Below are 25,991 nucleotides of genomic sequence, written 5' to 3'. Positions count from 1 at the left end.
CAAGGCGACATGCCCATCTCACAAAGGACCACCATGCGCGTATTCGTCACCGGCGCCTCCGGCCACCTCGGCTCCGCAGTCGTACCGAACCTGCTCTCCGCCGGACACGATGTCGTCGGCCTGGCCCGCTCCGACACGTCCGCCGCCACGATCGAGAAGCTCGGCGCCGAGGTACGCCGCGGCGACCTGTCCGACCTCGACGTCCTTCGGGAGGAGGCGGCCGCCTCCGACGGGGTGATCCACCTGGCGTTCCGCCACGACCTCATGGTCAACGGCGACCTGGCCGGCGCCGCCCAGACCGACCTGGCGGCTCTCACGGCACTCGCCGACGCCCTGGCCGACTCCGGGAAGCCCCTGGTCGGCACGGGCGGGACGGCAATGCTCGTGCTGGGCGGCATCGTCGGCCGCCCCGGCACCGAAGGCGACACCTTCCCCGGCGGCGGCTACCGGATCGACGCGGAGAACTTCGTGGCCGGGCTCGCCTCCCGCGGCGTGCGCTCCTCCGTCATCCGGCTCGCGCCCACGGTGCACAGCTCACTGGACCGCCTCGGCTTCATTCCCACAATCGTCGCGAGCGCCCGGCAGCACGGGTACGCCGCGTACGTCGGCGAGGGGACGAACCGGTGGCCGGCCGTGCACACGCTCGACGCGGCCGAGCTCTACCGACTGGCCCTCGAAAAGGCCCCGGCCGGTACGCGCCTGCACGGCGCCGCCGACGAAGGAGTTCCCTTCCGGCAGATCGCCGAGACCATCGGCCGCAACCTCGCCATCCCGGTACGCAGCATCAGCCCCGACGAGGCGAACGGATACTTCGGATTCCTCGGGACGTTCGCGCAGCTGGACAACCCGACGTCGTCAGCCGTCACGCGCGAACTGCTCGGCTGGACCCCCGCCCACCCCAACCTGATCGCCGACCTCGACGCGGGGCACTACTTCCAGGCATGACCAACCGACGGCAGCCCGGACCGTAGGGTCGGCACGGTGACGCACAAACGCGGAGTGAACTGATGCCGAGCCGGTGGCGGGACGCGATGAGCCACGCGCTCTACGGGCCGGGCGGCTTCTTCGTGGCCGGCACCGGGCCGGCCGACCACTTCCGCACCAGCGTGCACGCCTCTCCGGCCTTCGCCACGGCGCTGCTACGCCTCCTCGCTCAGGTCGACGCGGCCCTCGGCCACCCTGACCGGCTCGATGTTGTCGACGTGGGGGCGGGGCGGGGGGAGCTGTTGCGGGCTCTCGTCGGGCTCGCGGTGGGGGTTTCCGGGGAGCCCACCCGCTCCGGGCGGTCAGGCTTGATCCCTGCGCGGGCGGGCTCCCCGGAAACCCCGACTCCCGCGGCCTCCGCCCGTCCGTTGGGCGAGGAGCCGTCGTCCGGCAGGGTCCGACCGTCGCTTGCGGAGCGGGTGCGCTTCATAGCAGTGGAGTACGCGAACCGCCCCGAACACCTTCCCGAACAGATCGAGTGGGTCTCCGAGATCCCCGACGGGATCACCGGCATGTTGATCGCTACCGAGTGGCTCGACAACGTGCCGCTGGACGTGGCGGTGCACACCGAGGACGGCTGGCGATATCTGCTGGTCGACCCGGAGTGCGGTGTCGAGTCGGTCGGTGAGCTGGTCGACGCTGCTGACCTCGACTGGCTGACCACCTGGTGGCCCAGCACCACGAGCCCTCCCACCGCCAACGGTGACTCGAGCGCTGGGTTGACCGAGACGGGCCCGACCAGCGGCAGCGAGTCGGGTTTCCGGGCAGCCCGGCCGGCGCAGGGATCAAGCCTGACCGCCCGGAGCCGGCCGGGCTGCCCGGAAACCCCCCACGGCGACTGCCCAGAAACCCCCCACAGCGACGAAGGGCGAGCCGAGATCGGGCGGACCAGGGACGAGGCTTGGGCGAGCGCGGTGCAGAAGATCGAGAGGGGGTTGGCGGTCGCTGTGGACTACGGGCATCTGCGGGAGGGGCGGCCTGTCGACGGGACGTTGACCGGGTATCGGGCTGGGCGGCAGGTGCCTCCGGTTCCGGACGGGTCGAGTGATGTGACAGCGCACGTGGCCATGGACTCGGTCGCCTCCGCCGGCGCGGCGGTCGCCCGGTGTGCGTACTCCCTGGTCTCGCAGGCCGAGGCGCTGCGGGCGCTCGGGGCCGACGGAGGGCGACCGCCGCTGAGCCTGGCCGGGGTTGACCCGGCCGGCTACGTGCGGGCGCTGGCCGCCGCGTCGGCGGTGGCCGAGCTGACGGACCCGGCCGGACTCGGCGGACACCTGTGGCTGCGCCAACCGGTCGGCATCCCGTTCCCGCCGGCCGTGGCACGATGACGGGCATGACCACCGACGCCGGGGCCCTTCGTGAACTGACCGTCGGCACCGGGGCCGGCCTGGTCGCCGGCACCGGTGATCAGCAGCTTGGCACCGACATGGTGCTGAACATCGGCCCGCAGCACCCCTCGACGCACGGCGTGCTGCGCCTGAAGCTGGTGCTCGACGGGGAGCGGGTGATCGCCTGCGAACCGATCGTCGGCTACATGCACCGGGGTGCGGAGAAGCTCTTCGAGGTACGCGACTACCGGCAGATCATCGTGCTGGCCAACAGGCACGACTGGCTGTCGGCGTTCTCGAACGAGCTGGGTGTGGTGCTCGCCGTGGAACGCCTGATGGGCATGGAGGTGCCGGAGCGGGCCACCTGGCTGCGGATGGCCCTCGCCGAGCTGAACCGGGTGCTCAACCACCTGATGTTCCTCGGCTCCTACCCGCTGGAGATCGGGGCCATCACGCCGGTCTTCTACGCCTTCCGGGAACGGGAGACCATCCAGGCGGTGATGGAGGAGGTCTCCGGCGGCCGGATCCACTACATGTTCAACCGGGTGGGCGGCCTGAAGGAGGAGGTGCCGTACGGCTGGACCGGGCGGGCCCGGGCGGCGATCGGCGAGGTACGCCGACGGCTGCCCGATCTGGACCACCTGATCCGGCGCAACGAGATCTTCCTGGCCCGCACGGTGGGCGTGGGCGTGCTGTCCGCGGCCGACGCCGCAGCGTTCGGCGCGTCCGGGCCGGTGGCCCGGGCCTCCGGGCTCGACCTGGACCTGCGCCGCGACGACCCCTACCTGGCGTACGACGAGCTGGACGTGCCGGTGGTGACGAAGACCGCCGGGGACTGCCATGCCCGCTTCGAGGTGCTGCTCGACCAGGTGTACGTCTCGCTGGATCTCGCCGAGCAGTGCCTGGACCGGGTGGACCGGCTGACCGGGCCGATCAACACCCGGCTGCCGAAGGTGCTCAAGGCGCCCGAGGGGCACACGTACGCCTGGACGGAGAACCCGCTGGGCATCAACGGTTACTACCTGGTGTCGCGGGGCGAGAAGACGCCCTGGCGGTTGAAGCTGCGCACCGCCTCGTACGCCAATGTGCAGGCCCTGGCCACCCTGCTCCCCGGCTGCCTCGTGCCGGACCTGATCGCCATCCTCGGCTCGATGTTCTTCGTGGTCGGAGACATCGACAAGTGAGCGGGGCAGTTCAGCGGGTCAACGCCAGCGGTCGGTGACCGGGGCGCCGCCGGCACGCGGCACGTCGTCCTGCGGCGGGTAGCCGTACCGCTCTTCGACCCGGCGGCGGCCGGCCCGCTCGGGGGCGGGTTCCGGCTCGTGGCCACGCTGGCGCGGCGGGCGCCACTCGTCCGGCACGGGCACCCCGCCGACCGGCAACGCCTGCCGTCCGTCCGGCTCGGACCGGTGATAGGACTCGCGGTCGTCCGGCCAGCGTGCGTCCTCGTGCCGGCGTGCGTCCTCGTGGCGGCGTGCGTCCTCGTGCCGGCGTGGGTCCTCGTGCCGGCGTGCGTCCTCGTGCCGGCGTGCGTCCTCGTGCCGGCGTGCGTCCTCGTGCCGGCGTGCGTCCTCGTGCCGGCGTGGGTCCTCGTGGCGGACGGACGCCCAGCGGTCCGCCATCCGGTACTCGGTGCCCGTCGCGTCGGCGTGCACCTCGGCCCGGCGTTCCCCGACGTGCAGCTCGCGGCCGTTCTCGTCGTCCCGGACGGCTGCCCACCGGTCGCCGGCCCGTAGCTGCGACCAGTACTCGCCGGTGTCATCCGCCCGCAAAGCCGGACCGGGTTGCGGCGCACCGGCGTGGTCCGGCTCGGCCCGCTCCGACCAGCCACGGTCGTCGCGCTGCGATCGGCCGCCCCGGGCGGGCTCGTCGGCCCGGGCGTACGCGTCGCGCTGACCGGTCCACTCCGGCTCGTCGCGGCGAGGCGCCCAGCCCGGCTGCTCGGCGGGCCTGTTCCGGTCCGAACCGTCCCGTGCACCCCTCTGCGCGGCCTCACCTCGGGCAGCCGGCTGCGCGCCCCAGGACCGGTCGTCGGCGGGCCGTGCCCGGTCGTCGTCGGGGCTGCCCCGGTCGACGTACGGGGGCCGCGGGTCTGCGGGGTCGCCCCACGAGCGGTCCGCCGGTCGGGCGCGTCCCTCGGTGCCGCCACCCCGGGTCCATTCCTGGGCAGGCGGGGTCCACTGGCCGGCGTACCCACCGCCGTAGTGCCCGCCCGGCTCGGCCGGCCCCCCGTCGACGACTGTGTGCCGGGTGGTGACGTGCACGGTCTCGGTGTGCCGGACCACGCCTACCGGCCGGTGCGCCGGCTCCGGGCGATCGTTGTCTCGCGGGCGATCGTGCTGACGGAGCCGGGGAGCGGCGCCGTAGCCGGTGGCAGGCCGGTCGGAGCCGTACGCGCCGCCGGCGGTTGGCTCGGGGGGCGCGTCGGCGGCGGCGCGGTGGCGGTACGCCGGTTCGTCGTCGGCACGCTCGTCGCGGCCCCACCGTCCGGCGATCTCGTCCGGACCAAGGCCACGAGCCCGCCCGGCGACCTCGTCCGGACCAAGGCCACGAGCCCGCCCGGCGACCTCGTCCGGACCAAGGCCACGAGCCCGCCCGGCGACCTCGTCCGCACCCGGCATCCGAACCCGGGCGGCCGGAGCGTCGCCGGGGGCCGGGACCCGGCTGCGGAAGGCCGGAGCCTCGTCCACCGGCTCGGCGGCCGGCACCCGCGCACGGCCGGCACCCGCCGGCTCGACCGGCGGGGCGGCCCCGGCGAGGGCCGCGCCGGTGGCGTCGAGGCGGCGGCGGACCGCGGTGATCCCCTCCTGGGCTCGCTGCGCCTGGTCGAGTGCCTGGTTGCCGCGCTGCGCGGCGGCCACGATCTCGGCGCGCAACTCCTGGCGCAGCTCCTCGATCTCGTCGGCCAACTCATCGGCCCGAGCGTCGTCACCGTCGGGGCGCAACGCGATGGAGAGGCCGATGAGGACCACCGCCACGATCGCGAGCACCGCCGCGAAGCGAAGCGGACCGTTACCGTCAGCTACCAGCAGGATCAGCGCCGCCACCGGGGCCAGGGCCACGCCACCCCAGAAGAGCACTGTCAGTAGCAGCGGTTGACGCCGGGCGTCGGGGGTGACCGGGGCTGGCATGGGTGTGCAGCCTACCGACGTTCCCTACGAGAGGGAACGGGTCCCCGGACGCACGGACGCCCCCTCCCGCGACGGGGAGGGGGCGTCCGTGACACACCCGAAGGCGGTTCAGCTGGTGGCGAAGGCGCCGTCCGAGGAGAAGACCAGACCCACGCTGATCTTGCCCTCACGCAGCCCGTTCTTGGTCAGCGGCCCACCCTGGTCCAGCGAGGAGAACGAACCCACCGAGAGCCCGTACGTCTTCTCCAGGCCCGGCTTGCAGAACGGACGCTGCTGGCACTCCGGCGGGCCGCCCAGCACCGTCGCGCTGCCGGAGCACTTCGCGGCGAACTCGGAGAGGGTCCGCACGCCGTACTTGTCGGCGAACTCCTTGGTGACCGCGAACGCGTTCTGGTCCTGCGCGGCGGCCGGGGTGCCGAAGGTGATGCCCACCTTGTCGCCCTCGGCCTTGAGCTTGGTCACCGTCGCGTTGATGTCGGGCGAGGACACCGGCGGGGGGTTTTGGCCGTTGGCCTTGGTGTTGAGGAACTCGGCCATTGTCGACGCGTACTCCGGGACGACCTGGATCTCGCCCTTCTCCAGCGCCGGCTCGTACAGCTCACGGTTGCCGATCTGCTGCACCTTGACCTGGTAACCGGCGGCGGTGAGCGCGATGCGGTACAGCTCACCAAGCGTCTGGCTCTCACTGAAGTTGCCGGCGCCCACCACGATCTCGCCGCCCGGGCCCTTGGCGATGCCCGCTGTGACGTTGTTGGCGCTGGCGAACTCCTCGGCGGCCACCTTGGGGGTCTTGCGGTCGGCGTCGACGGCCTTGTTGAGCTGGACCAGCTTCGGGGTGTCGAGAGCCGCGGAGACCTTGTCCAGTGCGGCGATCAACTGCGGGTTGGCAACCTTGCTGTTGACCGCAGGGATGACGTTGTCGGAGTTCTGGAGCTTCTTGTCGTCCGTCAGGGCGATGAGCTGCTGACCGGCGACCGGGGCGCACCCGGCGCCGGAGGCGCTCGTCTGGGGGGCGTCGGTGCCGGACGAGCCGGCATCACCGCACCCGGTGAGGAGTGCTGCCCCGGCAACGGCGCCGATGGCGCCCATCGCCAGACGTGTACGTGCGCGCATGTGTGCCGCCCGCCTTCCGTGTCCCGGCGCGGCCCGTCCCGGGCCGGCCGCGTGTCCGACGGGCGATCCTGACTGTCGGCCGCCCGCAACTTCCACCCAACATGGTCCGCGAGCGACCGACAACCTGAGATGGGCTTCGTCACCGCATCGTCACCGATCGGCCCCTCGCTGGTCGCCGCTTCGGCGTCCACTCACCCGGACGGACCACCCGGCGACGCGCGTCAGGCGCGGCCGGTGGCGTCGGCGGGCCGGGCACGGCCCGAGCGCTGTCGCCCGCGTCGCAGTGGACGGGGAGTGACCAGGCGTTCCACGATCCCGAGGAGCAGCTCGGCCAGCAGCGCCAGCCCGGCCACCAGCACACCGCCGGCCACGATCTGCCCGCCACCGGCGGCGATGCTCAGACCGAAGCCGGTGCGGATGATCTCGCCGAGGCCACCACCGTTGACGAACGAGGCAAGCGCGGTCGTGGCGATGACCTGCACGGCGGCGGTCCGGAAGCCGGCCGCCAGGTACGGCACCGCGAGCGGCAGCTCCACCCGACGCAGCAACTGCCCACCGGACAGGCCCATCCCACGTGCCGCGTCGCGCGCCTCCGGGTCGGCCTGCCGTACGCCTGTGTAGGCGTTCGCCAGCAGCGGCGGGACGGCGAAGACGGCGAGCGCCACCACCACCGGCGTACGCCCGAAGCCGAGGAACGTCAGCGGCAGGATGGTCAGCAGCGCCAGGGTGGGGATGGCCAGGGTGGCGTTGGACACCAGCACCACCAGGCCACCTCCCCGGCCGGCGTGCCCGAGCCACAGCCCGACCGGCCAGGCCACCAGGCAGCCCAGCGCCACCGCCAGGGCGGAGATCGTCAGATGCTCGCCGAGCCGATCCAGGATGCCGCCCGGGTTGCTCCAGTTCAGTGGGTCGTTGAGCCAGAGCACCGCCTGGTGCACGGGGTTCGCCGCGCCGCTCACCGGGCGCCCCGGGCGGACCAGGGGGTGACCAGCCGGCCGACGAGGACCAGGAGCAGGTCCAGCAGCACCGCGAGCGCCACGCAGAGCACCGTACCGGTCATGATCTCGGCCTTGTAGAGGTTGTTCTGGAAGCCCGCGAAGATCAGTTGGCCGAGGCCGCCGTGGCCCACCAGCACCCCGACCGTGACAAGCGCGACAGTCGACACGGTGGCCAGTCGCAGCCCGGTCAGGATGCCGGGGATGGCAAGCGGCAGGTCGATCCGGAACAGCCGCCGCCACCGGCCGTAGCCCATGCCCTCGGCGGCCTCGCCGACCTCCGGCGGCACCTGGTTGAGCCCGGCCACCACGTTGCGGACGATCAGCAGCAGCGCGTACAGGACCAACCCGACCAGCACTGTGGTGGCGCCGGTGCCCAGGTACGGCGCGATGAACGCGAACAGCGCCAGTGACGGAATGGTGTAGATCACACCGGTGACGCCGAGGATCGGGCCGGCCAGCGGGCGGACCCAGTACGCGAGCACGGACAACGGCAGGGCGATCAACACCGCGATCAACACCGCGCGGCCCGTGAGGGAGGCGTGTTCACGCACGGCGGCGAGGATCGTGTCAGAGTTGTCCCGCACGTACTGCCAGGAGAACCAGGGGTTACCCGGGTCGGCCCGGTAGCTCAGGCGGAAGGACATACGTGGACGTTACCCCGGAGGCTGCCGGCGTGGCCGAATCCCCTCGCGCGGCGTCGATCTCCCTGCAGGGCATCCAGAAGCGCTACCCGAACGGCACCGAGGCCGTACGGGAGCTGAGCCTGGACGTCAAGGCCGGCGAGTTGGTGGTGCTGATCGGTCCGTCCGGCTGCGGCAAGTCGACAGTGCTCCGCATGATCAACCGCCTGATCGAGCCGACGGCCGGACGGATCATGCTCGGCGACGAGGACGTCACAGACGTCGACCCGGTGCGACTACGCCGCCGGATCGGCTACGTGATCCAGAACGTCGGCCTCTTTCCACACCAGACGGTCCGGGCGAACGTGGCAACCGTCCCGAGCCTGCTTCGCTGGTCCCGGGATCGCACCCGGGCCCGCGTCGACGAGCTGCTCGACCTGGTCGGCCTGGACCCGGCCCAGTTCGGCCGCCGCTACCCGCACGAGCTGTCGGGTGGGCAGCGACAGCGGGTCGGCGTGGCCCGCGCGCTCGCCGCCGACCCGGTGGTGCTGCTGATGGACGAGCCGTTCTCGGCCGTGGACCCGATCGTCCGGGCCCGTCTGCAGGAGGAGTTCCTCCGCCTCCAGGCCGAGGTCCGCAAGACGATCGTGCTTGTCACCCACGACCTCGACGAGGCCGTCCGGCTCGGCGACCGGATCGCGGTGCTCTCCCAGGGCGGGCATCTTGAGCAGTACGACACGCCGGCCGCCCTGCTCGGCACACCGGCAACCCCGTTCGTCAGCGAGTTCGTCGGGGCGGACCGGGGCATCCGCCGGCTGGTGGTCACCCCACTCGACCGGGAGTCCCTGGAGCCGGTGCCCGGTGACGCGCCCGCGGATCTGCCCACCGTGGCGCTTGACGGCACGGCGTACGACGCGCTGGCGGTGCTGCTCACGTCGGGACGGGACCGGCTCGTCGTGACCGACGACGGCCGCCCGGTGGGCGCGCTCAGCCGCCAGCGCCTGCTCGATCTGGGCCGCTCGACGGGCTGACCGGTGCGGCTGAGCCCCTGACCCGGCCGGCGGCGGCAGTTCCCGCTGACGCCGTCCGGTCAGGCGCGCCCGCCCAGGCTCGCGGTGCCGATGATCCAGCCGGTGAGGAAGCCGTAGCCGGCGCCACTGCTGGCGTCCCGCAGCGCCGTCAGCAGCGACGGGTCCGGGCCGAGCAGCGCCGCCAGCACGGCGGCGAGCCCGCCGGCCAGCACGTACGCCGCCCAACCGGAGAAGAACTGGCTGACCGGGCCGGGCACCCGGGCCACCTGCGCGGCGGGCAGCAGATAGAGCAGCGCCACCGCGAGGACCACAAGCGCGACGGCCCGCAGGTCGGCGGCGAACAGGCCACCGGCCTGCCCGTCCGCGTCCAGCCGCCAGGCCGGCCAGGCCAGCAGGCGCAGGTAGAAGCCACCGGCCGAGTCCGGGTCGGTAAGCGTCGCGGCGGCCCAGCCGGTGTACGCCGGGCTGCCACAGATGCCCACCAGTAGCAGCGCGGCGAGCGCGCCGGTGCCGGCCGCCGTCCCGTAGCCGCTGACCGGGCCGGCACGGAAGAACCCCATGATCCGCCCAGGTCCCGTGCCGGCCGGCCGGGTCGACCTGGGCTGCCCCGAACGGCTCAGTGCTTCAGCAGGTAGTCGATGAAGGCGGCCCGCAGCAACGGCGCCGACTCCTCGTAGCCGTGCCCGGTCAACTCCCGCCACAGGGCGTTCGCCTCGTCGATGGTAGGGCCGATCGAGTTCGGCGCGCCGTCCAGCACCGTGGCCTCGTCCGCGTTCGGCAGGTGCCGCAGCACCGACCAGTAGAACCCCACGTCGCGACGCTCCCGGGCCCGGGCGAACGCCCGCTCCCGCAGCTCCTCCGTGGACAGCGCGTCGAGTTCCTCGAACGAGGTTCCGCCGGGGGTGGCGGCAGGTGTGTCGGTCATGCGGCGAGCCTAACGGTCGAGATCAGCCCCGGCTCGGCGGACGGGACACGGCTCACCTGTCGTCGGCGTCCCACCGCCGCGGGCCGGTCTCCCAGCGGGGGTCACGCCACGGATCGGCCGGTTCCGGGGCGGGCGGTGTCGGCAGCGTCGGAGGCCAGTTGTCGGCCGGCTGCGCCCGGGGCACGTTCCACCCCGTGCTGATCGTGCCGTCGCCGACCGGTTCGGGCTTCTCCACGCCGTCCGGCCGGGGCCGCCCGAACCTCTCGACCAGCCGGGTCACCAACAACCCGACGCCGAGCGCCACGCCGCCGACCGTCCAGGGGCTCACCGTCAGGTCGCGCTCCGGCGCGTACTCCTGGAAGACGGTGACCAGGCCGACCGCCAGCACCGTACCGAAGACCCCGCCGCGGCGGCCGTACGCGCTTGTGCCGCCGAGCAGGGACACGCCGACGGCCAGTACGGTCCAGTCCAGCCCGGAGGTGGGTGTGACCGCCCCGGGGCCGTTGGCGGCGAGCAGGACACCGGCGAGCGCGGCCAGCACCGTCGAGCCGACCAGTGCGACGGCGGCGACCACGGCGGCCAGCGCACCCCGGCGACGGGCCGGGTCGGCCACCGGCCGGTACCGACCCACCAGCCGGCGGATCGACCTGATCGTGCCGAACAGACCGCCGAGGACCGCCACGGCGGCGAACCCGGCGAAGAGATAGCCGGCCGTACGCCTCGGGTCGTAGTCCCCCTGCACCAGGATCGACGTCGACCGGCGTTCGATGTACACGACGACTCCGGCCGCTCCGGCCAGGCTCGCCGCCCAGGCGGGCACCTGCAACGCCACCACGGCCAGCGCCAACACGAGACCACCCACAGCGGCGACCACGACAGCCGACCCCACGGACGCCGCCAGACCCCTGTCGCCCTGTTCCGCGTAGTGCAGCGCGGCGGCGACCGCGACCGGCCCGACGGCCAGGTTGGGCACGGCGGCGCGCAGGCTCAGCCCGGCGGCGAGAGCGAGCAGTCCCAGGCTGACCGCGCCGACCAGCAAAGCGCGCAGGCCGGCGCCGCGCAGCGCGTCCGGGTCGGCCCGCCAGAGCAGCCAGCCCAGGGCGACGAGACCGACCAACAGCAGGAATTCCCAGTACACGTGCACGCCGACGCGGTCCCGACCCGGCTCGCCGTGGGTCGGATCGTCGAAGACGTTCTCCAGGACGGCGGCAGGAACCCCGGACGAGGGTTCGACCGACCGGTCCCGGCCCGTGTCTTCGTAACCCATGGCGCCGCCTCCCCAGTGGCCGGCCGTCCCGGTCCGGCGCACGGACGGATCGGGGGCGGCCGTTGCTCTCCGATCGGAGGCACCGTACCCGCGCCCGGAGCCAGGCGTAACCCCCTGCTCAGCGCTGGCCGGGGCGGCTCTGGCGCTGGTCGGGCTCGTGCTCGTCGTCCGGGCGCTCCGGGACCCGGCAGGAACGCTCCAGCCACAGTGCGGCCCCGACCAGCGCCAGCGACGCCAGCAGCCCGGCCCCGGCGGCCGGTCGGTCCCCGATGGCGGCCCGGGTGGTCTCGACGAATAGCCACCCGCCGAGCCCCGCGTAGAAACCGGCGAAGATGGCCCCGGCCAACGCCGACGCCTTGGCCAGCACCACGAACCGGGCGACCATCAGCGGGTTCACCGGATCACGGCCGGGCTTGCGCTCGATGCGACCGCGGGTGTTGACGGCGGCGTACGCCTCCAGCACCGCGAGCGCGGCCAGTGTCACCACCGGCAGCCACGGCAGACGGGGAATGCCGCTGTAGTAGAAGGTGCTGATCAGCAGCCAGGCCACCGCCGCCGCACCCAGGGCGACCACGACCAGGGTCGAGATCCGGGTGGGGCCCATCCGCGACCGGTCCGGGCCCGGCCCGCCCGGTGGTGGGGACTTCGCCTGCGTCATACCGGCCGGCTCCACTCGGTCATGCCGTCGACTCTAACGCCAGTTCCGGCCGGGGACGCAGTTCCAACGCGTCGTCGGCGGCCGGGCCGGCGGTGAGCAGGTCGGTCAGCCAGCCGTGGCCGGGCAACCGCCCGTACGGCTGGATGTCGATCCACGGTCGCAGCACGAACGCGCGCAGGTGCGCCCGGGGATGCGGCAGGGTCAGCTCCTCCTCGTCGCTGAGCACCGGCTCGTCGTCGTCGCCCCAGACCGCGATCACGTCCACGTCGAGGGTGCGCGGCCCGAACCGTCGCTGCGGGTCGCGAACCCGGCCGGCCACGCGCTCCGCGGCCCAGGCCCGCTCCAGCCAGTCGCGCGGCGTGGCGGCGGCGTCCTGGACCAGCAGCACCGCGTTGAGGTACGCGGGCTGGTCTGCGTCACCCCACGGTGGAGTCTCGTACACCCCGGAGATCACCAGCACGGAGTCGCCGAACGTGGCGACGGCCGTCCGGAGGTGCTCCAGGCGGTCGCCGAGGTTGCTGCCGAGTGAGAGCACGGCCCGGGTCATCGGGTCCGCGTCCGGGTCATGGTGACGGCCACGTCGGTGAACGTGTGTGGCACCGGCGCCTCCGGCTTGTGCACGGTGACCGTGGCGGCGACGACCCGCACGTCGGCCAGGCAGACGGCGAGCAGCCGGTCGGCGAGGGTCTCGATCAGGTTGACCGGCTCGCCGGTCACCACCGCCACCAGACGTTCGGCCAGCTCGCCGTAGTGGACCGTGGCGGTGACGTCGTCGCTGGCCGCCGCCGGAGCGAGGTCCAACTCCAGGACGGCGTCGACCACGAAGTCCTGTCCCTGGGCCCGTTCGAAGTCGTACACCCCGTGCCGGCCGCGGGCCCGCAGGCCTGTCAGCTGGATCCGGTCGGTCATCGCTTTCCCTCTCGTCGCCGGCGCGCGGTGGTGGCGCGTGCGCTGCTCATCCGGGTCGCCCGTCGCCGGGGCGGGTGGGGACCAGGCGCGGGCTGCCGGTGGCGGCCCAGACGGCGAGCGCGTCCACGGTGGCCCGCACGTCGTGCACGCGTACGCCCCAGGCGCCCGCCGCGACGGCCAGCACGCTGGTGGCCACGGTGGCGGCCTCGCGCTGGGCGGTGGGTCGCGGTGTGCCGTCGGCGGTAGCGAGCAGTCGACCGAGGTAGGACTTGCGGCTGGCGCCGAAGAGCAGCGGATACCCGAGGTCCAGCAGCTCCGGCAGGCGGGCGCTGAGCTCCCAGTTGTGAGCGGCGGTCTTGGCGAAGCCGAGGCCGGGGTCGATGACGATGCGGTCCTGGGCGACCCCGGCGGCCAGCGCCTCGTCGATCCGCTGGGCCAGCTCGCCCCGCACGTCGGTCACCACGTCGGTGTAGCTGGCCAGGTCGCGCATCTGCCGGGAATGGCCACGCCAGTGCATCAGAACCCAGGGGCAGCCGGCGTCGCGCACGACGCGGGCCATGTCGGGGTCCGCCAATCCGCCGGAGACGTCATTGACGACCGCCGCGCCGGCACCCACCGCGGCCTCGGCCACGCGCGCCCGGCTGGTGTCGATGCTGACCGGCACGCCGGCGGCGGTCAGCTCGCGGATGACCGGCAGAACCCGCTCGGCCTCGGTCACCGCGTCGATCCGCTCGGCGCCCGGACGGGTCGACTCGCCGCCGATGTCGACCAGGTGCGCCCCGGCCTCGCGCAGACGGACGCCGTGTCCGACGGCCGCGTCGAGGTCGGCGTACCGTCCGCCGTCGGAGAAGGAGTCCGGCGTGACGTTGAGGACGCCCATCACCACCGGGCCCGGAGCCCGTACCAGATCGGTCACCTCTAGACGGTACCGGTCGCGGCGGCGGCACCCGGCGGCCCGGGTCGACCGGCCCTGAGGTGCATGTTAGAACAGGTGTACGATCGGTCGTCTGGGCAGTAACGGGCAGCCCGTTCGCGGCTTGTCGCAATCCGGGGCGGCCCGTACGCTTTGGAATTGGCCAGCATCGAGATGGCGAAGCCTGGAGGGAGGGCCGAAGCGGGGAAAAACCGCCCAAAGCTCGCCACGCTCCGTGGTGAGTAACGAACGCAGGGTCGAGAACGCTGCGCCCTGCGCGCACATTTCCCGCCAGGCTTGCCTACTGCACCGCCGCGGCACCGCCGGCCGCGATATGGGGAGGTTCCAGTGATCGCCTTCGAGCTCATGGAGACGGCGTCGTCCGGCGTCGCCCACGCGCTCTCCACCCTGGCGTCAGCTCCGCTCGCCGAGCCGGCACCGAAGGGGATCGACACCAGCGGCGTCGTCACCTTCTTCGCCAGCAAGATCGCGCCGATCCTGCTCGCCGTCCTGGGCGTCATCTTCATCGGTCGCGCCAGCCGCGGCGAGATTTCCAAGGTCCTGACCAGCTCCGCGATCGCCATCGTCGGGCTGGCGTTCATCGCCGGCGCGGCAACACTCTTCTTCGTCGGCGATTACCTGATCGACCTGATCTTCGAATAGGCGCGTTCACCAGATGCGGCTGCGCACCGACGACGACATCTACCGGGCCCGCCTGGTCTACCTCGGGCCGCCCGGTTACACCCTTCCGGTCCACCTGCCCTACGCCCAGTACGGGCTCTTCATGCTGCTCGTGCCCCTCTACATGTTCATCCACTGGCTGTTCACGTTGACTGTCGAGTTGTTCCCCGCCTGGGAGATCGCGCTCGCCATCGTGACCACGTCATTCATCTTCCGGCACGTCGACCCCGACCGGCCGGCGCGGGTGGTCATCCGCACCGCGCTTACCGACTGGCGACGCACCCGGGAGCCGGCGATCGAGCAGCGCGACCCGCGTCTGGTCGGCAGCCGGATCAGGATCCGGGAGGAACTGGCATGACCGGGCGTACGCCGAGCGGTCCGTCGCACGACGCGGGTGAGGTGGCATGAGTCGCTCTTCCACGCCGGGTCCCCCGGCCGGCCGCCCGGCGGCGCCGGCCGGTCACCGTGCGCAGTCATTCGATTACCCCGATGCCGAGGACGAGGTGGCGCTCGACCCCGCGCTGGTGACCTCACCCGGCCACGGCGCGGTCGGCGTGTTCCAGGCGCCTCGCCCGGTCACCCGCCGAGCGCCGGCCGCCGAGCCCAGCGCGGTCTCGGCCGGCGAGAACGCCGACATCGACTCACCGTTCCTGGACCTGTTCGGTGGCGCGCGACCCGGTGGTCAGCGTGCTGTGACAGCAGGCCCCGCGACACAGGAGCAGCCGACGGCCCCGCAGCAGCCGCCCGCGGTCGTCCCGGCGCCGGCCCGACCGACTCCCGAGCTGGAGCCACCGTGGACGCCCGACGACCGGCCCGCCAGCGATCGACGGGGCGCCGCCCACCCGGCCGGTGAATCTCGTGTGCCGCACCAGGTGGGCGAGCGACGACCGATGCGGCACCCCGCGGACGACCCCGAGCCGACGGCCACGGATTCGTCCACGTCGACGGCCACCCACGGCCGGTCGTGGGGCACGGACGCCGACACCGGCCCATCCAGCGCCGCACCCGTCGGTCAGACGACGGCACCGGTGGAGCGACCGAACGCCGCGATGGTCCCGGCAGACCGGTCGACCGCGCCTGCGGAACGGCCTACCAGCGCCGCTCCGAGCGACCGGCCGGCCCTGGAGCGGGCACCCCGCCGTCCCGGGTCGGAGCGGCCCAAGGAGGCCGGGAAAGAAGTCGCACCACCCCGCCAGCGGGCCGCGAGCCGCCAGGACCGGCCGATCAAGCCGACCCGGGTCCGCGCCCCGAAGTTCAAATTCGGGGACCGGGATCCGTCGGTCGAGCTGGCCATCACCGAGATTGCCGGCCACCTGACCTTCACCCCGCACACGGTCACCGCCTGGTACTGGCTGCCCGAGGTTCGTTGGGCCTTCCGCCCGGACGCCGAGCGCGAGGCGCTGCTGTCGGCGATCTCCGAGCAGTACGCGGGCCTGGCCGGTTTCCGGCTCCATCTGCGGCGGACGACCCGCCCCTTCCCCGCCGACGAGTGGGCGCGCACCATCGACACGCACACCCCGGCGCCGCTGCCCGACGTCGCCGGCACCACCGGCTGGGCGGACCACCTGGTCGCCGCCCAGCGGCACCTCATGGCCGTCAACCACGCCGAGGGGCAGACCTACCTGGGCGTCACCTTCGCCCGCCGCTCCCTCGGCGACTCCATGACCGAACGACTGCTCCGCACCTTCGGCCGGGGCACCGCCGACGGCGAGCGCCGCAAGCTGGGCCGCACCGTGGAGCAGTTCGACGAGGTTCTCGGGGCGTTCGGCATGCGCGGCCGACGAGTCACAGCCCAGGAGTTGGAGTGGCTGCTCTACCGCTCGGTGGCGCTCTGCATGTCGCCCCCGGGTCGGCTCTCCCCGGTGACCGACGGGCGCTGGGAGCGCGGTGACCTGCTCGCCCTGACCGAGCAGGTCGAGCGCTACCGCACCCCGTACGGCTCGACGGTGAAGCTGGTCAACCGGATGACCGGCGAGGAGCGGCACGTGGCCGTGCTCGCCGTCGGCCGGATGGAACCGCTGGAGATCCCGGAACGCCACGAGCCCTGGCTGCACTTCCACGAACGACTGCCGTGGCCGATGGAGATCTCCACCCGGGTCGACATCCTCGGTTCGGGCGACTCGTTCCGCAACCTCGAACACCGGCTGCGGATGATCCGGTCCCAGCAGCTCGACTACGCCGAGCACGGCATCGACGCGCCCCCGGAGCTGGAACGGCTCGCCAAGCGGGCGCTGGTGATCGGCGACGAGATGACCACCGGGCTTCCCGTCGACTCGGCCCGCGCCCACGGCTGGCACCGCATCGCGGTCGGCGGCCGGACCAGGGAGGAGTGCCTGGAGCGGGCCCGTCGGCTCATCCAGCTCTACTCCCGGGAGCTACGCATCCTCCCTGCAACACCCGAAGAACCAGGACTGGCTGGCCCGCGAGTTCATCCCCGGCGAGCCGATCGCCAACACCGGCTACGTCCGCCGGATGCCGGTCCCGCTGCTCGCCGCCGCGCTTCCCCAGGCCGCCTCCACCGTCGGTGACCGGCGAGGCGACCTGATCGGGCGTACCGCCGGCACCTGCCGCCGCCCGGTCTTCCTCGACCTGCACTTCCCCATGGAGGTACGCGAACGCTCCGGGCTCGCGGTCTTCGTGGCCGAGCCGGGTGGTGGCAAGTCGACGCTGCTCGGCGCGCTGGGCTATCTCGCCGCCCGGCGAGGGGTCCAGGTGACCCTGCTCGACCCTTCCGGGCCGCTGGCCCGACTCTGCGCCATGCCCGAGTTGCGGCCGTACTCCCGGGTGCTGAACCTGACCGGTTCGGAGCACGGCACCCTGGCACCCTATTCACTCATCCCCACGCCGCTGCGCAGCGAGTTCGCCACCGGCGCCGCCGGTGACCGCGAGTTCGAGATCGCGGTCTCCAACGCCCGCGCCGAGCGGCGCATGCTGGTCCAGGACATCTGCATGATGCTCGTGCCGCCGCAGGTGGCCCGGGAGGCATCCACCGCCACCCTGTTCCGGCACGCCGTCCGGCAGGTTCCCGCCGAGGAGACGTCCACCCTGGACGACGTGGTGAGCTGCCTCGGGCGACTCGACGACGACGCCGGTAAGGAGCTGGCGAACCTCCTCTTGGACACCGCCGAGATGCCGCTGGCCATGCTCTTCTTCGGTCGGCCGCCGGAGGGTCTGCTCGGTGCCGACGCCGCGCTGACCGTGATCACGATGGCCGGGCTCCGGCTGCCCGACCTCAAGATCGAACGAGAGTACTGGTCGGCCGAGGAAGCGCTCGCCCTGCCGATGCTGCACACCGCGCACCGGCTCGCCGTCCGCCGCTGCTACGGCGGGGCCATGTCGTCGCGCAAGCTCGTCGGCCTCGACGAGGCGCACTTCATGGAGGGCTGGCGGTCGGGCCGCTCCTTCCTCGTCCGGCTCGCCCGGGACTCCCGAAAGTGGAACCTCGCCGCGCTTGTCGCCTCGCAGAACCCCCGCGACATCCTTGGCCTCGACGTGCAGAACCTGGTCTCCACCGTCTTCGTCGGCCGGATCGCCGAGGACGCCGAGATCGCCTCCGAAGCGCTGCGGCTGCTGCGGGTGCCGGTCAACGACGGGTACGAGGCCACCCTGGCCTCGCTCTCCGCCGCCGACACCAACTCGGCCAACCGCCTCGGCTTCCGCGAGTTCGTGATGCGCGACGTCGACGGCCGAGTGCAGAAGGTCCGCGTCGACGTCTCGTACGTCGAAGGTCTGCTGGACCACCTCGACACGACGCCTGCCGCGATCGCCGCGGCGGCCGGAGTCCTGCCGAGCATCTCCCTGCCGGATCTGGAGGCGTGACATGGCTGGGCCGCGGGCACGGATCACGTCGTTCCTGCTCGCGCTCGGCGTGCTGGCCGGGGCCACCCTCAGCTGGCCGTTGCTGGGCGCGGAAGCGGCCTCGGCCTCCCCACCCGTCGCCCAGGTCCGCGCCGACCTCTGCACGACTGCGGAGTGGCAGGCCGACTTCCGGGCCTGTGTAGGGAAACTTCAGGCGGTCAGCGAGGACGAGGTCAAGTGCCGTAACGCGCCAACCCCAGGCACGCCGGACTCCGGCCTGGGCGGCTGGTTCGCCGGTCGTCCGGACTCCGCCAAGCAACTCGGGCCGAAGGGGCTCTACAGCGACTACGGCTACGCCGGATACAGCTATCCGACGTACGACATTCCCGGTGGCTGCGCGTCGTCGGTCCTGCATCCGGACTACAAGTTCACCACGACAGTGGCGAACGGCGAGTTCATGGTTGCCACCGCCGTCGTGGGCGCCTCCAACGCGCTCAGAGAACGCGCCTGGGACCCCGGCTCGATGTGGGGCTGGGCCGACCCGCTGGTCGAGAAGGCGACCAAGTCCGTCTACGAGAAGGTGTTCAGCGTCTTCGGGATCATCACGCTGTGTGTGGTGGGGCTCTACCTGCTCTGGCGATCCCGACAGTCGGACATGAGCAACGCCATGACCACCGCCGGCTGGGCTCTCTTGGTGATGGTGGCGGTCACCGCGCTCGCAGCCTGGCCGGTGAAGTCCGCGAACATCGCGGACGGCACTTTGGTCACCTCACTGGGAGTGGTGCACGACGCGGTTGGCCCAGCAGCCCGGGATACTCCGCCGGACCGATGCGCTCTTCCCAACCCGGACGCTTGTGTCGACAAACGGCCACCCGCAGTGCGAGCCAGCGATACCGCCACCGAGGCGATGCTCTACCGGAACTGGCTGCGGGGTGTGCTCGGCTCGGCCGACAGTGAGACGGCCCGTAAATACGGCCCAGCGCTGTACGACGCCAAGGCGCTGTCGTGGGACGAGGTCGAGAAGCTGCGCGCCAACCCGGCTACCCGGGAGGCGACGATCAAGGCCAAGCAGCAGCAGTGGGCGCGGGTGGCCGAGCAGATCCAGACCGAGGATCCGGAGGCGTACGAGTATCTCCAGGGCGTCCGGGACATGGATCGGGTGGGTGCCGGATTCATCGCGGTGCTGGCCTCGGTGCTGTTCGCCATGTTCGACCTGACGGCGTCGCTACTGGTCCTGCTGGGCTTCCTGATCTTCCGGTGGGCGGTGATCGCGGCACCCATCCTGGGCACGGTGGGATTGCTCCGGCCGGCGAGTGCAGGCCTGCGGCGACTCGCGAACGCGGTGGTCGCCGCGATCTTCAACATCGCCATCTTCGGCACCGGGGCCGCCATCTACCTGTTCGCGGTCGATCTGATCATGAGTACGCCCACACTGCCCGGCTGGCTCCAGGTGGTGCTGATGTGGTTGTGCGGGGTGGTCGGCTGGCTGTTACTACGGCCGTACCGGCGCATCACCCAGCTCGGCGGCAAGGACAGCAGCGAGGCGGTCAGCTCGGCGGGGTCCTGGCACCGCCGGTTCTTCCGGGACATGCGAACGGCGGCCCGGCTCGACGTGGCCGAGCCCGGCGGCACGCTGGAGCCGGTGGGCGGACGCCGCCGGTCGCCGGAGGCCGAGCAGACCCGGTTGCGCCCGGAGGCGCGTCGGGAAGACCCGGCCCCCGCGCCGACGCCGGCCCCGGCGGCGAGCGGACGCGCCGGCGACGGCCGACCGGACGGTCAGGAACGCGCCGACGAGGCGCCGACGACGGAGAGCGGTAACCGGGGTCGTCAGGTGCCGCCGCAGCCCCGTCGACGGCAGCCGGCGACCTGGACCGAGCCGGATGTGCCGTCGGAGAACCCGTCGTTCGTGGTCTACCGACCGGGGTCCGCCGAACGTGCGCCGGACCGCACCGGACCGCGGGTGCGCTCCGAGGCTCGGTGACAGCGATGCGACGGGCCCTGGAATTCCTCTTCACCCGGGCGCTGCGGTCCCGGCTGGGAGTGGCGGTGGTGATCGCGGTACTCGTCTTCGGGGTGATTGGTGCGGCACGCCTGGCGTCCGGGCCGTCGGACCCGGCGGACGGGCTGAGCAGTCGGCCGAACCGGCCGATCACCACCGTCGACCCGACGGCCGGTGACGACGGGGTGACCTCGACGGAGGCTCCGCCGTCGCCGGTGACCCGGCCCGGTGCCCGCACACCGGAGCAGACCGCCGGCCGGTTCGCCTCCGCCTGGCTCGGCCGACCCGGCATGACCGCGGACCAGTGGCAGGCCGGCCTGCGTCCGTTGTCGACCCCGGCCCTGACCGAGAAGCTGGCCGGCGCCGAGCCCGGCGGAGTACCCGCCGAGGAGGTGACCGGCCCACCGTCGGTGCGGTCGCGGACCGACACGTTCGTCGAGGTGCTGCTGCCGCTCGACACCGGACGGCTCCGGTTGGAGTTGGTGGTGGCGGACGAGGGTTGGCTGGTCGACGTGGTCGACTGGGAGCGACAGTGACAACCGGGCGCGCAGGGCGTGCTGTTCGCCGGCCGATCCGCGTCGGCGTCATCGCCTCAGTGCTCACCGGGGTGCTGCTCCTGCTCTGCTGTACCGGGGGCACCGCGGCGTTCTTTCTCAGCGGTCTCGGCGGCGACGCCGAGGACGGGGACACCATGGCCGGCTGGGGCTGCGGCCCGGTGCGTCCGGTGGACGTCGTCGGCGAACTGCCCCGATTCAGCGAGTACGGCGACGCTCAGATCCGCAACGCCGCGATCATCATCAAGGTCGGTCAGGACATGGGGGTGCCCTCGCGTGGCTGGGTGATCGCCCTCGCCACCGCGATGCAGGAGTCCGCGCTGCGTAACCTGGCGAACACCGGCGTGCCCGCCTCTCTCGCCCTGCCGCACGAGGGCGTCGGCGCGGACCACGACTCATTGGGTCTGTTCCAGCAGCGGCCGGGATGGGGCTCGGTCGCCGAGCGGATGACCCCCGCGTACACGGCCCGGAAGTTCTACGAGAAGCTCGTGAAGGTCCGCAGTTGGCAGCGCCGACCGCTTACCGTCGTGGCCCAGCAGGTCCAGGTCAGCGCCTATCCGGACGCGTACGCCAAGCACGAGGAGTTGGCCAGCAGGATCGTGGACGCGCTGGCCGGTGGCGCGGCCCGCACCGTCGAGATCAACGGCAAGGCGGTGTGCGACGCCGCGGAGCGTGGCGAGATCGCCGCCTCGGGTTGGACGGCGCCCATCTCCGGCGACGTCGGCTCGGGCTTCCGGACGGCCGACCGCCCCAGCCACAACGGGGTCGACATCGGGGCCGCCAAGGGCACCGAGATCCGTGTCGCAGCCGCCGGTCGGGTGCTTGTCGCCCGCTGCGACCCGGACAACCGCGGACGGCGGAACTGCGACGTGGACGGGTACCCCGGCAAGGGCGGCTGCGGATGGTTCGTCGACGTGCTGCACGCCGGCGGCTACATCACCCGGTACTGCCACATGGTGGTCCATCCGCGGGTCAAACCCGATCAGATCGTGCCGGCCGGCGAGGTGATCGGGCAGGTCGGCAGCAGCGGTAACTCGTCCGGGCCGCACCTGCACTTCGAGGTGCACCTGCGCAACGACCGGTCCAGCCGGGGCGCGATCGACCCGATTCCGTTCATGCGCGAGCGGGGTGCCCCGCTGCGCGCCGCGGAGTGAGGCTTTCACCGGCATGACCGGACCGCTGCCGGACCCGTTCGCCGACCAGCCTGACTGGGCGCCCCGGCCACCGCGCCCGCTCGCCATCGTGCCCGCCACCGGTCGCGTGGAGTTACGTGGGCAGCGGGTGCTTGTCGGCCTGCCCGGGCTGGGCTGGCGAGGTGACCTACGCGCGGACGACCGGGTCGTGCAGAGCGCCCGAACCTACGTGCCGGTCATCCCCGAACACGAGTGGTACCGGGCCGAGGCCGACCAGGTCGAGGTGTTCGCGCCGCTGGTGCCTGTGGAGCGGGTCTGGGTGGAGACGGTCGGTGAACGGCCCGGATCGGACGGCAACCGGGATACCGGTATCCGGCTGGTCTCGCTGGACGGGCCGTCCCACCGGTCCCCCACACCCGTCTTCGAGGCGGACGCGGTCACCGGACGCCGGGTGGTGCACGTCGAGGGTGGGCTGGAACATCGGGACATGCGGGCCGTCACCGAGACCTACTCCGGTGCCGAGGGCGACATCTGCGTACGGATCACGCCCGAGGTGGAGTGGTATCGCTGGGCCTGGCGCGGCCAGTCACCCACCACTCTGGAAGTCCCAGTCCATCTGCTATGGATCGAGTGATCAGGCCCCAGGTTGTCCGCCGCATACCCGCCACCCTTCGCCTAGCCGGGTGTTGAATTGCCAGGACTGGCGTTCGCTTTGCCTTATGCCGTCCACCAGAGCCGAGATAACTAACGTGACCTGAACGTCAGCAGTGTTTCCTTGCTCCTGGAAGCCAAGACTGCCCCAACTGATCGAGATCGTGACTTTAAAGCGATCCTCACGAGCAAGCAGGTCGGCGCGTAGCGCACGAAGTGACTCCAGTTGTGCGCCGCCCTCGCACGTGTACAGGTCGGCTCGCGCGTCGTTGCGGTCGACGAGGAACGCCCGCAGGTAGTTGTCAACGACCACGTCGGGCGCGCTGCGGTCGGGGGCGGCCGCTCGGTTGTACAGCACGTAGCCCGTCGCCACCGCACCGAGGCAGAGCAGGGCGAGCACCCCACCAACCACTGTGAGCACGGTTCGCAGTCGGCGGCGGCGCGGTTGTGGCGCCGGCGCTGGTGGGGCCGGCGGCAGCTGCTCGGAGGGGGTCCGTTGGGCCGGTACGCGGGAGACCTGGGAACCGGCTGGGGGCTGCACTGATTCCACCTCCTGAAGTTAACGGCTGGAGGGCCCGGAGCCAATGCCTCAGATCCAGCGGATCGTGACGGATCCCTCCCCACCGGTGAGATCCGCGACAACACCGGCGCACCGCCGCGGTACCTCCCGGAGGAGCGGCCCTGGCTGGGATACCGTCACTGCGCGGGGAGGGGTTGCCAACCTCGGGTGAGGGGGTGGACACGGTGGCCGGTCCGAAGGCACGCACGAACCGCGCTGCGGCGCTGCACAGGCGGGCCGCAGCGGTCGTGACAGCCGCCGCCGGCATCCTCGACGAGACGCGACCGGCCCCTGCGGATCAGCGCCGCCAGTACGAGTTGGCCGACCGACTGCGGGTGGTGGCCTCGCGGTTGGCCCCCGGCTGGTCGGGTGCCAGCCTCGACTCGCTCACTGCGGATTCTCCGGCGGGTGATGGCCCACCGCCCTTCGTGCGGGTGGGTACTGCGGCGCCGTTGGATGACGCCCGCTTCCCCGCGCTCGTGCCGCTCATCGGGGCCGGGCACCTGAGTGTGGACGCCGATGCGCGGGAGCCCCGGGTGGCGGCGCTGCTGCGGGCGGTGCTGCTGCGGTTGCTGGGCGGGACTCCTGCGGGTGCGCTGCTGGTGCGGGCGGTGGATGCCACGGGTGCCGTGCTCACGCCGTTCGGCGCGCTGGCCGATGCCGGGCTGTTGCCGCCACCGGCGGTGGACGTCGCGGGCCTGCGGTCGGTGTTGACCGAGGCGGAGCAGTGGGTGACCCCGGGTGCGAGCGGGCGTCGTCGCCACGATCGCACCCTGCTGCTGGTGGTCGCCGCACTGCCGGAGTCGACAGGCCCGACCGATCTGGCGCGGATCGAGGCGCTGGCCGAGCAGGGGCCCCCTGCCGGGTTGCACCTGGTGGTGGCCGGCTGGCCGCCGCCGGGCCCGTACGCGTCCCGGCCGCCGTTGCCGCAGGCCACGTCGTTGGTGCTACGCAACGCGTACGCGTTGCTCGGCGATCCGCCGGGGGCGTCGTTCGCAAACCCCGGGGCAGAACCACCGGGCGGGTTGAACTCACCTGTCTTCGTGGAGACGGACCCGCCTGCGGATCTCGTCGACGCGGTCTGTCGACGGCTCGCCGCCCAGGTGGAGGCGGGCTCACGGTTGGCATTGGCGGATCTGCTGCCGGCGACGGGTGAGCGGCTCTGGGAGGCGGACTCCACGGACAGCCTCACCACGATGGTGGGTGACGCCGGGGGCCGTCCGGTGCCGCTGGGCTTTACCGAGTTGACCCCGCACTGGCTGGTCAGCGGCCGGTCCGGGGCGGGTCGTGCGGCGTTCCTGACCACCGCGCTGCTGGGGCTGGCCGCCCGCTACGGCCCGGACGACCTGGCGCTCTACCTGGCGGATCTGGGCGACGGTGAGTCGTTCGTGGAGTTCCTGCAGACCGAGCGGGACCGCTCCTGGATCCCGCAGGTGCGGGCCGCGGCCATGGCCGCCGACCGGGAGTACGTCCGGGATCTGCTCGACGAGTTGACGGCCGAGGTGCAGCGCCGTGCGGAGGCTGCCGGGCGGGCTGGTGGGCAGCGCTTCACGGAATTGCGCCAGCACCGCTCGCTGCCCCGCATCGTCTGTGTGGTGGACAATGCGCCGCTGCTCTTCGCCGAGCGGGATCGGCTGGCCGCCGAGTTGACCGCGCAGGTGGATGGGCTGGCGCGCGCCGGCCGGGCGTACGGCGTACACCTGGTGTTGGCCGGCGCGGGTGAGCTGGGGTTGAGTGCCCGCGCGGATGCTGGGCACCGGGATTCGGTGCTCGGGCAGTTCCCGGTGCGTGTGGCGTTGCCGGGCGGCAGCCCGGTGCTGGAGCCGACAAACGACTCGGCCGCGGGGCTACCGGTGGGCAGCGCGGTGGTGAACACCGCAGGAGGGCTCGGTGGTCCCCGGGGCGCGATCCGTGGCCACGAACGGTTGATCCGGCACCCGGATCCGCTGGACCATCCGGAGGTCGTCGAGCGACTGCGGCACGAGCTGTGGGCGGCCCGCCCGGCCGGGTCGACGCCACCTGTGGTGTTCGCCGGGTACGCTCGCCCGCTGTTGAACAACGACCCGCGTCACCGGGCGGCTCTCGCGGGCCGGGCACACGGGCCGGCCGCTCTGCTCGGCCGGGCGGTGGACGTGGCCCGTACGACGGTTGCCGTTCCGCTGGGGCCGGCGGCCGGGCGCAACCTCGCGGTGCTGGGCTCGGGGCCGGCGGCGGGTGGCCTGTTGGCGACGGCGGCCCGGAGCACCGCGGCCCACCATGCGCCGGGCACCGCCCGGTTCCTGGTGGCTGCGCCGGACCAGGGGGCACGTCCGCTGGCGGAGGCGTTGACGGCCGAGCTGGCGGCCCGACATCCGGCCCGCCTGGTGGACGTGCCGACGCTTCTCGCGGACACCGATGGGGAGCTGCCGACGTACCTGGTGGTCTTCGGGTTGGATCGGCCGGGGCCACGGGAGCTGCCGGCGGACCGGTTGCGAGCGCTGCTGCGGGACGGGCCGCCGACGGGCCGGCATCTCCTGGGCTGGTGGCGGGCGGTGCCGCCGTTCGCCGCGCTGCTCGAGCCGGACGGCGGGGTCGACAAGCTCGCCGCCGTCGTGGTGCTGGACGTGCCGGCCGCGCAACTCGCAGCGGTCTTCGGCCGAGCGGTGGAGTGGCGGGCGCACCCGGATCGGGCGGCGCTGTGGGACGGTCCGGATGAGCGGGGCACCGTCCTGGTGCCGTTCGCCGACGGGGTGGGGTGAG

23 protein-coding genes and 1 pseudogene are annotated in these 25,991 nt (G+C 72.6%); 12 read left to right on the top strand and 12 right to left on the bottom strand.

Going from position 1 to position 25,991, the window contains the following annotated elements:
- The first annotated feature begins 33 nt into the window (after positions 1-33).
- From ACLQ26_RS12170 to ACLQ26_RS12160, 3 genes are all read left to right on the top strand, one after another.
- Positions 34-945 carry an SDR family oxidoreductase gene (locus tag ACLQ26_RS12170; RefSeq protein ID WP_425744508.1) on the top strand — a complete coding sequence of 304 codons (912 nt, stop codon included), beginning with the start codon at positions 34-36 and terminating at the stop codon, positions 943-945.
- Between the two features lie 62 nt (positions 946-1,007).
- Positions 1,008-2,312 (top strand): SAM-dependent methyltransferase, encoded by a 1,305-nt coding sequence (locus ACLQ26_RS12165; RefSeq protein ID WP_425744507.1) that lies wholly within the window; start codon positions 1,008-1,010, stop codon positions 2,310-2,312.
- Positions 2,309-3,496 (top strand): NADH-quinone oxidoreductase subunit D, encoded by a 1,188-nt coding sequence (locus ACLQ26_RS12160; protein ID WP_007466075.1) that lies wholly within the window; start codon positions 2,309-2,311, stop codon positions 3,494-3,496. The genes ACLQ26_RS12165 and ACLQ26_RS12160 overlap by 4 nt, the downstream gene beginning before the upstream one ends.
- Positions 3,497-3,514: 18 nt before the next feature.
- Here the strand turns inward: ACLQ26_RS12160 and ACLQ26_RS12155 are convergent, their stop codons facing one another.
- The 4 genes from ACLQ26_RS12155 to ACLQ26_RS12140 form a co-directional block, all read right to left on the bottom strand.
- A complete protein-coding gene (locus ACLQ26_RS12155; protein ID WP_425744506.1) occupies positions 3,515-5,443 on the bottom strand; it encodes a hypothetical protein in 1,929 nt (642 codons plus the stop codon).
- A gap of 108 nt (positions 5,444-5,551) precedes the next feature.
- Positions 5,552-6,556: a glycine betaine ABC transporter substrate-binding protein gene (locus ACLQ26_RS12150; RefSeq protein WP_425744505.1), complete on the bottom strand. Its 1,005-nt coding sequence runs from the start codon at positions 6,554-6,556 to the stop codon at positions 5,552-5,554.
- A 221-nt stretch (positions 6,557-6,777) separates the two neighbouring features.
- On the bottom strand, positions 6,778-7,515 hold the full coding sequence (locus tag ACLQ26_RS12145) for an ABC transporter permease (RefSeq protein ID WP_425744504.1): 738 nt from the start codon (positions 7,513-7,515) through the stop codon (positions 6,778-6,780).
- Entirely contained in the window at positions 7,512-8,198 is a 687-nt protein-coding gene (locus tag ACLQ26_RS12140; RefSeq protein ID WP_393297813.1) for an ABC transporter permease, read from the bottom strand. The genes ACLQ26_RS12145 and ACLQ26_RS12140 overlap by 4 nt, the downstream gene beginning before the upstream one ends.
- A 2-nt stretch (positions 8,199-8,200) precedes the next feature.
- Between ACLQ26_RS12140 and ACLQ26_RS12135 the strand changes: the two genes are divergently transcribed.
- Positions 8,201-9,205 (top strand): ABC transporter ATP-binding protein, encoded by a 1,005-nt coding sequence (locus tag ACLQ26_RS12135; protein ID WP_425744503.1) that lies wholly within the window; start codon positions 8,201-8,203, stop codon positions 9,203-9,205.
- A gap of 59 nt (positions 9,206-9,264) precedes the next feature.
- Here the strand turns inward: ACLQ26_RS12135 and ACLQ26_RS12130 are convergent, their stop codons facing one another.
- The 7 genes from ACLQ26_RS12130 to folP form a co-directional block, all read right to left on the bottom strand.
- Complete coding sequence (locus ACLQ26_RS12130) at positions 9,265-9,765, bottom strand: hypothetical protein (RefSeq protein ID WP_425744502.1); 501 nt, start codon at positions 9,763-9,765, stop codon at positions 9,265-9,267.
- 56 nt (positions 9,766-9,821) lie between these two features.
- Positions 9,822-10,130, bottom strand: coding sequence for a hypothetical protein (locus ACLQ26_RS12125; protein ID WP_234587453.1), 309 nt, complete (start codon positions 10,128-10,130; stop codon positions 9,822-9,824).
- A gap of 52 nt (positions 10,131-10,182) precedes the next feature.
- Positions 10,183-11,397 (bottom strand): ABC transporter permease, encoded by a 1,215-nt coding sequence (locus ACLQ26_RS12120; protein WP_425744501.1) that lies wholly within the window; start codon positions 11,395-11,397, stop codon positions 10,183-10,185.
- 118 nt (positions 11,398-11,515) lie between these two features.
- Positions 11,516-12,055, bottom strand: coding sequence for a DUF3180 domain-containing protein (locus tag ACLQ26_RS12115; protein WP_425744500.1), 540 nt, complete (start codon positions 12,053-12,055; stop codon positions 11,516-11,518).
- Between the two features lie 19 nt (positions 12,056-12,074).
- Positions 12,075-12,602, bottom strand: coding sequence for a 2-amino-4-hydroxy-6-hydroxymethyldihydropteridine diphosphokinase (gene folK, locus ACLQ26_RS12110; protein WP_425744499.1), 528 nt, complete (start codon positions 12,600-12,602; stop codon positions 12,075-12,077).
- A complete protein-coding gene (gene folB / locus ACLQ26_RS12105) occupies positions 12,599-12,964 on the bottom strand; it encodes a dihydroneopterin aldolase (RefSeq protein WP_425744498.1) in 366 nt (121 codons plus the stop codon). Before folB ends, folK begins: the two co-directional genes overlap by 4 nt.
- A gap of 46 nt (positions 12,965-13,010) precedes the next feature.
- Positions 13,011-13,880 carry a dihydropteroate synthase gene (gene folP, locus ACLQ26_RS12100; protein ID WP_425744497.1) on the bottom strand — a complete coding sequence of 290 codons (870 nt, stop codon included), beginning with the start codon at positions 13,878-13,880 and terminating at the stop codon, positions 13,011-13,013.
- Between the two features lie 345 nt (positions 13,881-14,225).
- On the opposite strand from folP, the gene ACLQ26_RS12095 reads away from it, so the two are divergent.
- The 7 genes and pseudogenes from ACLQ26_RS12095 (at position 14,226) to ACLQ26_RS12065 (ending at position 22,676) form a co-directional block, all read left to right on the top strand.
- On the top strand, positions 14,226-14,540 hold the full coding sequence (locus ACLQ26_RS12095) for a hypothetical protein (protein ID WP_007466099.1): 315 nt from the start codon (positions 14,226-14,228) through the stop codon (positions 14,538-14,540).
- A 13-nt stretch (positions 14,541-14,553) separates the two neighbouring features.
- Complete coding sequence (locus tag ACLQ26_RS12090; RefSeq protein ID WP_007466101.1) at positions 14,554-14,916, top strand: hypothetical protein; 363 nt, start codon at positions 14,554-14,556, stop codon at positions 14,914-14,916.
- Between the two features lie 46 nt (positions 14,917-14,962).
- A pseudogene (locus ACLQ26_RS12085) lies at positions 14,963-18,377 on the top strand (ATP-binding protein).
- Position 18,378: 1 nt separating this feature from the next.
- Positions 18,379-20,337 carry an MFS transporter gene (locus tag ACLQ26_RS12080; RefSeq protein ID WP_425744496.1) on the top strand — a complete coding sequence of 653 codons (1,959 nt, stop codon included), beginning with the start codon at positions 18,379-18,381 and terminating at the stop codon, positions 20,335-20,337.
- Positions 20,334-20,891: a hypothetical protein gene (locus tag ACLQ26_RS12075; protein ID WP_425744495.1), complete on the top strand. Its 558-nt coding sequence runs from the start codon at positions 20,334-20,336 to the stop codon at positions 20,889-20,891. Before ACLQ26_RS12080 ends, ACLQ26_RS12075 begins: the two co-directional genes overlap by 4 nt.
- Positions 20,888-22,063, top strand: a complete 1,176-nt coding sequence (locus ACLQ26_RS12070) for a M23 family metallopeptidase (RefSeq protein WP_425744494.1) — start codon at positions 20,888-20,890, stop codon at positions 22,061-22,063. Before ACLQ26_RS12075 ends, ACLQ26_RS12070 begins: the two co-directional genes overlap by 4 nt.
- Before the next feature lie 13 nt (positions 22,064-22,076).
- Positions 22,077-22,676 (top strand): hypothetical protein, encoded by a 600-nt coding sequence (locus ACLQ26_RS12065; RefSeq protein ID WP_425744493.1) that lies wholly within the window; start codon positions 22,077-22,079, stop codon positions 22,674-22,676.
- Here ACLQ26_RS12065 and ACLQ26_RS12060 read toward each other — a convergent pair whose 3' ends face one another.
- Positions 22,677-23,234: a hypothetical protein gene (locus tag ACLQ26_RS12060; protein WP_425744805.1), complete on the bottom strand. Its 558-nt coding sequence runs from the start codon at positions 23,232-23,234 to the stop codon at positions 22,677-22,679.
- A gap of 194 nt (positions 23,235-23,428) precedes the next feature.
- Here ACLQ26_RS12060 and ACLQ26_RS12055 point away from each other — a divergent pair, with 194 nt between their 5' ends.
- Positions 23,429-25,990 (top strand): FtsK/SpoIIIE domain-containing protein, encoded by a 2,562-nt coding sequence (locus ACLQ26_RS12055; protein ID WP_425744492.1) that lies wholly within the window; start codon positions 23,429-23,431, stop codon positions 25,988-25,990.
- Position 25,991: the final 1 nt, after the last annotated feature.

The sequence above is a fragment of the Micromonospora sp. DT43 genome, assembly GCF_049841645.1.
In the GTDB taxonomy this organism is placed as follows: domain Bacteria; phylum Actinomycetota; class Actinomycetes; order Mycobacteriales; family Micromonosporaceae; genus Micromonospora.
Note: the sequence above shows the minus strand (reverse complement) of the source record. Positions and strands in the feature narration are given on the sequence as shown.

What these genes read in the sequence shown, in the direction of transcription:
- ACLQ26_RS12065 (WP_425744493.1), top strand. Translation starts at nt 22,077, where the DNA reads ATGACCGGACCGCTGCCGGACCCGTTCGCCGACCAGCCTGACTGGGCG.
- ACLQ26_RS12120 (WP_425744501.1), bottom strand. Translation starts at nt 11,397, where the DNA reads ATGGGTTACGAAGACACGGGCCGGGACCGGTCGGTCGAACCCTCGTCC.
- ACLQ26_RS12080 (WP_425744496.1), top strand. Translation starts at nt 18,379, where the DNA reads ATGGCTGGGCCGCGGGCACGGATCACGTCGTTCCTGCTCGCGCTCGGC.
- ACLQ26_RS12165 (WP_425744507.1), top strand. Translation starts at nt 1,008, where the DNA reads ATGCCGAGCCGGTGGCGGGACGCGATGAGCCACGCGCTCTACGGGCCG.
- ACLQ26_RS12090 (WP_007466101.1), top strand. Translation starts at nt 14,554, where the DNA reads ATGCGGCTGCGCACCGACGACGACATCTACCGGGCCCGCCTGGTCTAC.
- ACLQ26_RS12125 (WP_234587453.1), bottom strand. Translation starts at nt 10,130, where the DNA reads ATGACCGACACACCTGCCGCCACCCCCGGCGGAACCTCGTTCGAGGAA.
- ACLQ26_RS12160 (WP_007466075.1), top strand. Translation starts at nt 2,309, where the DNA reads ATGACGGGCATGACCACCGACGCCGGGGCCCTTCGTGAACTGACCGTC.
- ACLQ26_RS12155 (WP_425744506.1), bottom strand. Translation starts at nt 5,443, where the DNA reads ATGCCAGCCCCGGTCACCCCCGACGCCCGGCGTCAACCGCTGCTACTG.
- ACLQ26_RS12170 (WP_425744508.1), top strand. Translation starts at nt 34, where the DNA reads ATGCGCGTATTCGTCACCGGCGCCTCCGGCCACCTCGGCTCCGCAGTC.
- ACLQ26_RS12150 (WP_425744505.1), bottom strand. Translation starts at nt 6,556, where the DNA reads ATGCGCGCACGTACACGTCTGGCGATGGGCGCCATCGGCGCCGTTGCC.
- folB (WP_425744498.1), bottom strand. Translation starts at nt 12,964, where the DNA reads ATGACCGACCGGATCCAGCTGACAGGCCTGCGGGCCCGCGGCCGGCAC.
- folK (WP_425744499.1), bottom strand. Translation starts at nt 12,602, where the DNA reads ATGACCCGGGCCGTGCTCTCACTCGGCAGCAACCTCGGCGACCGCCTG.
- ACLQ26_RS12140 (WP_393297813.1), bottom strand. Translation starts at nt 8,198, where the DNA reads ATGTCCTTCCGCCTGAGCTACCGGGCCGACCCGGGTAACCCCTGGTTC.
- ACLQ26_RS12115 (WP_425744500.1), bottom strand. Translation starts at nt 12,055, where the DNA reads ATGACGCAGGCGAAGTCCCCACCACCGGGCGGGCCGGGCCCGGACCGG.
- ACLQ26_RS12130 (WP_425744502.1), bottom strand. Translation starts at nt 9,765, where the DNA reads ATGGGGTTCTTCCGTGCCGGCCCGGTCAGCGGCTACGGGACGGCGGCC.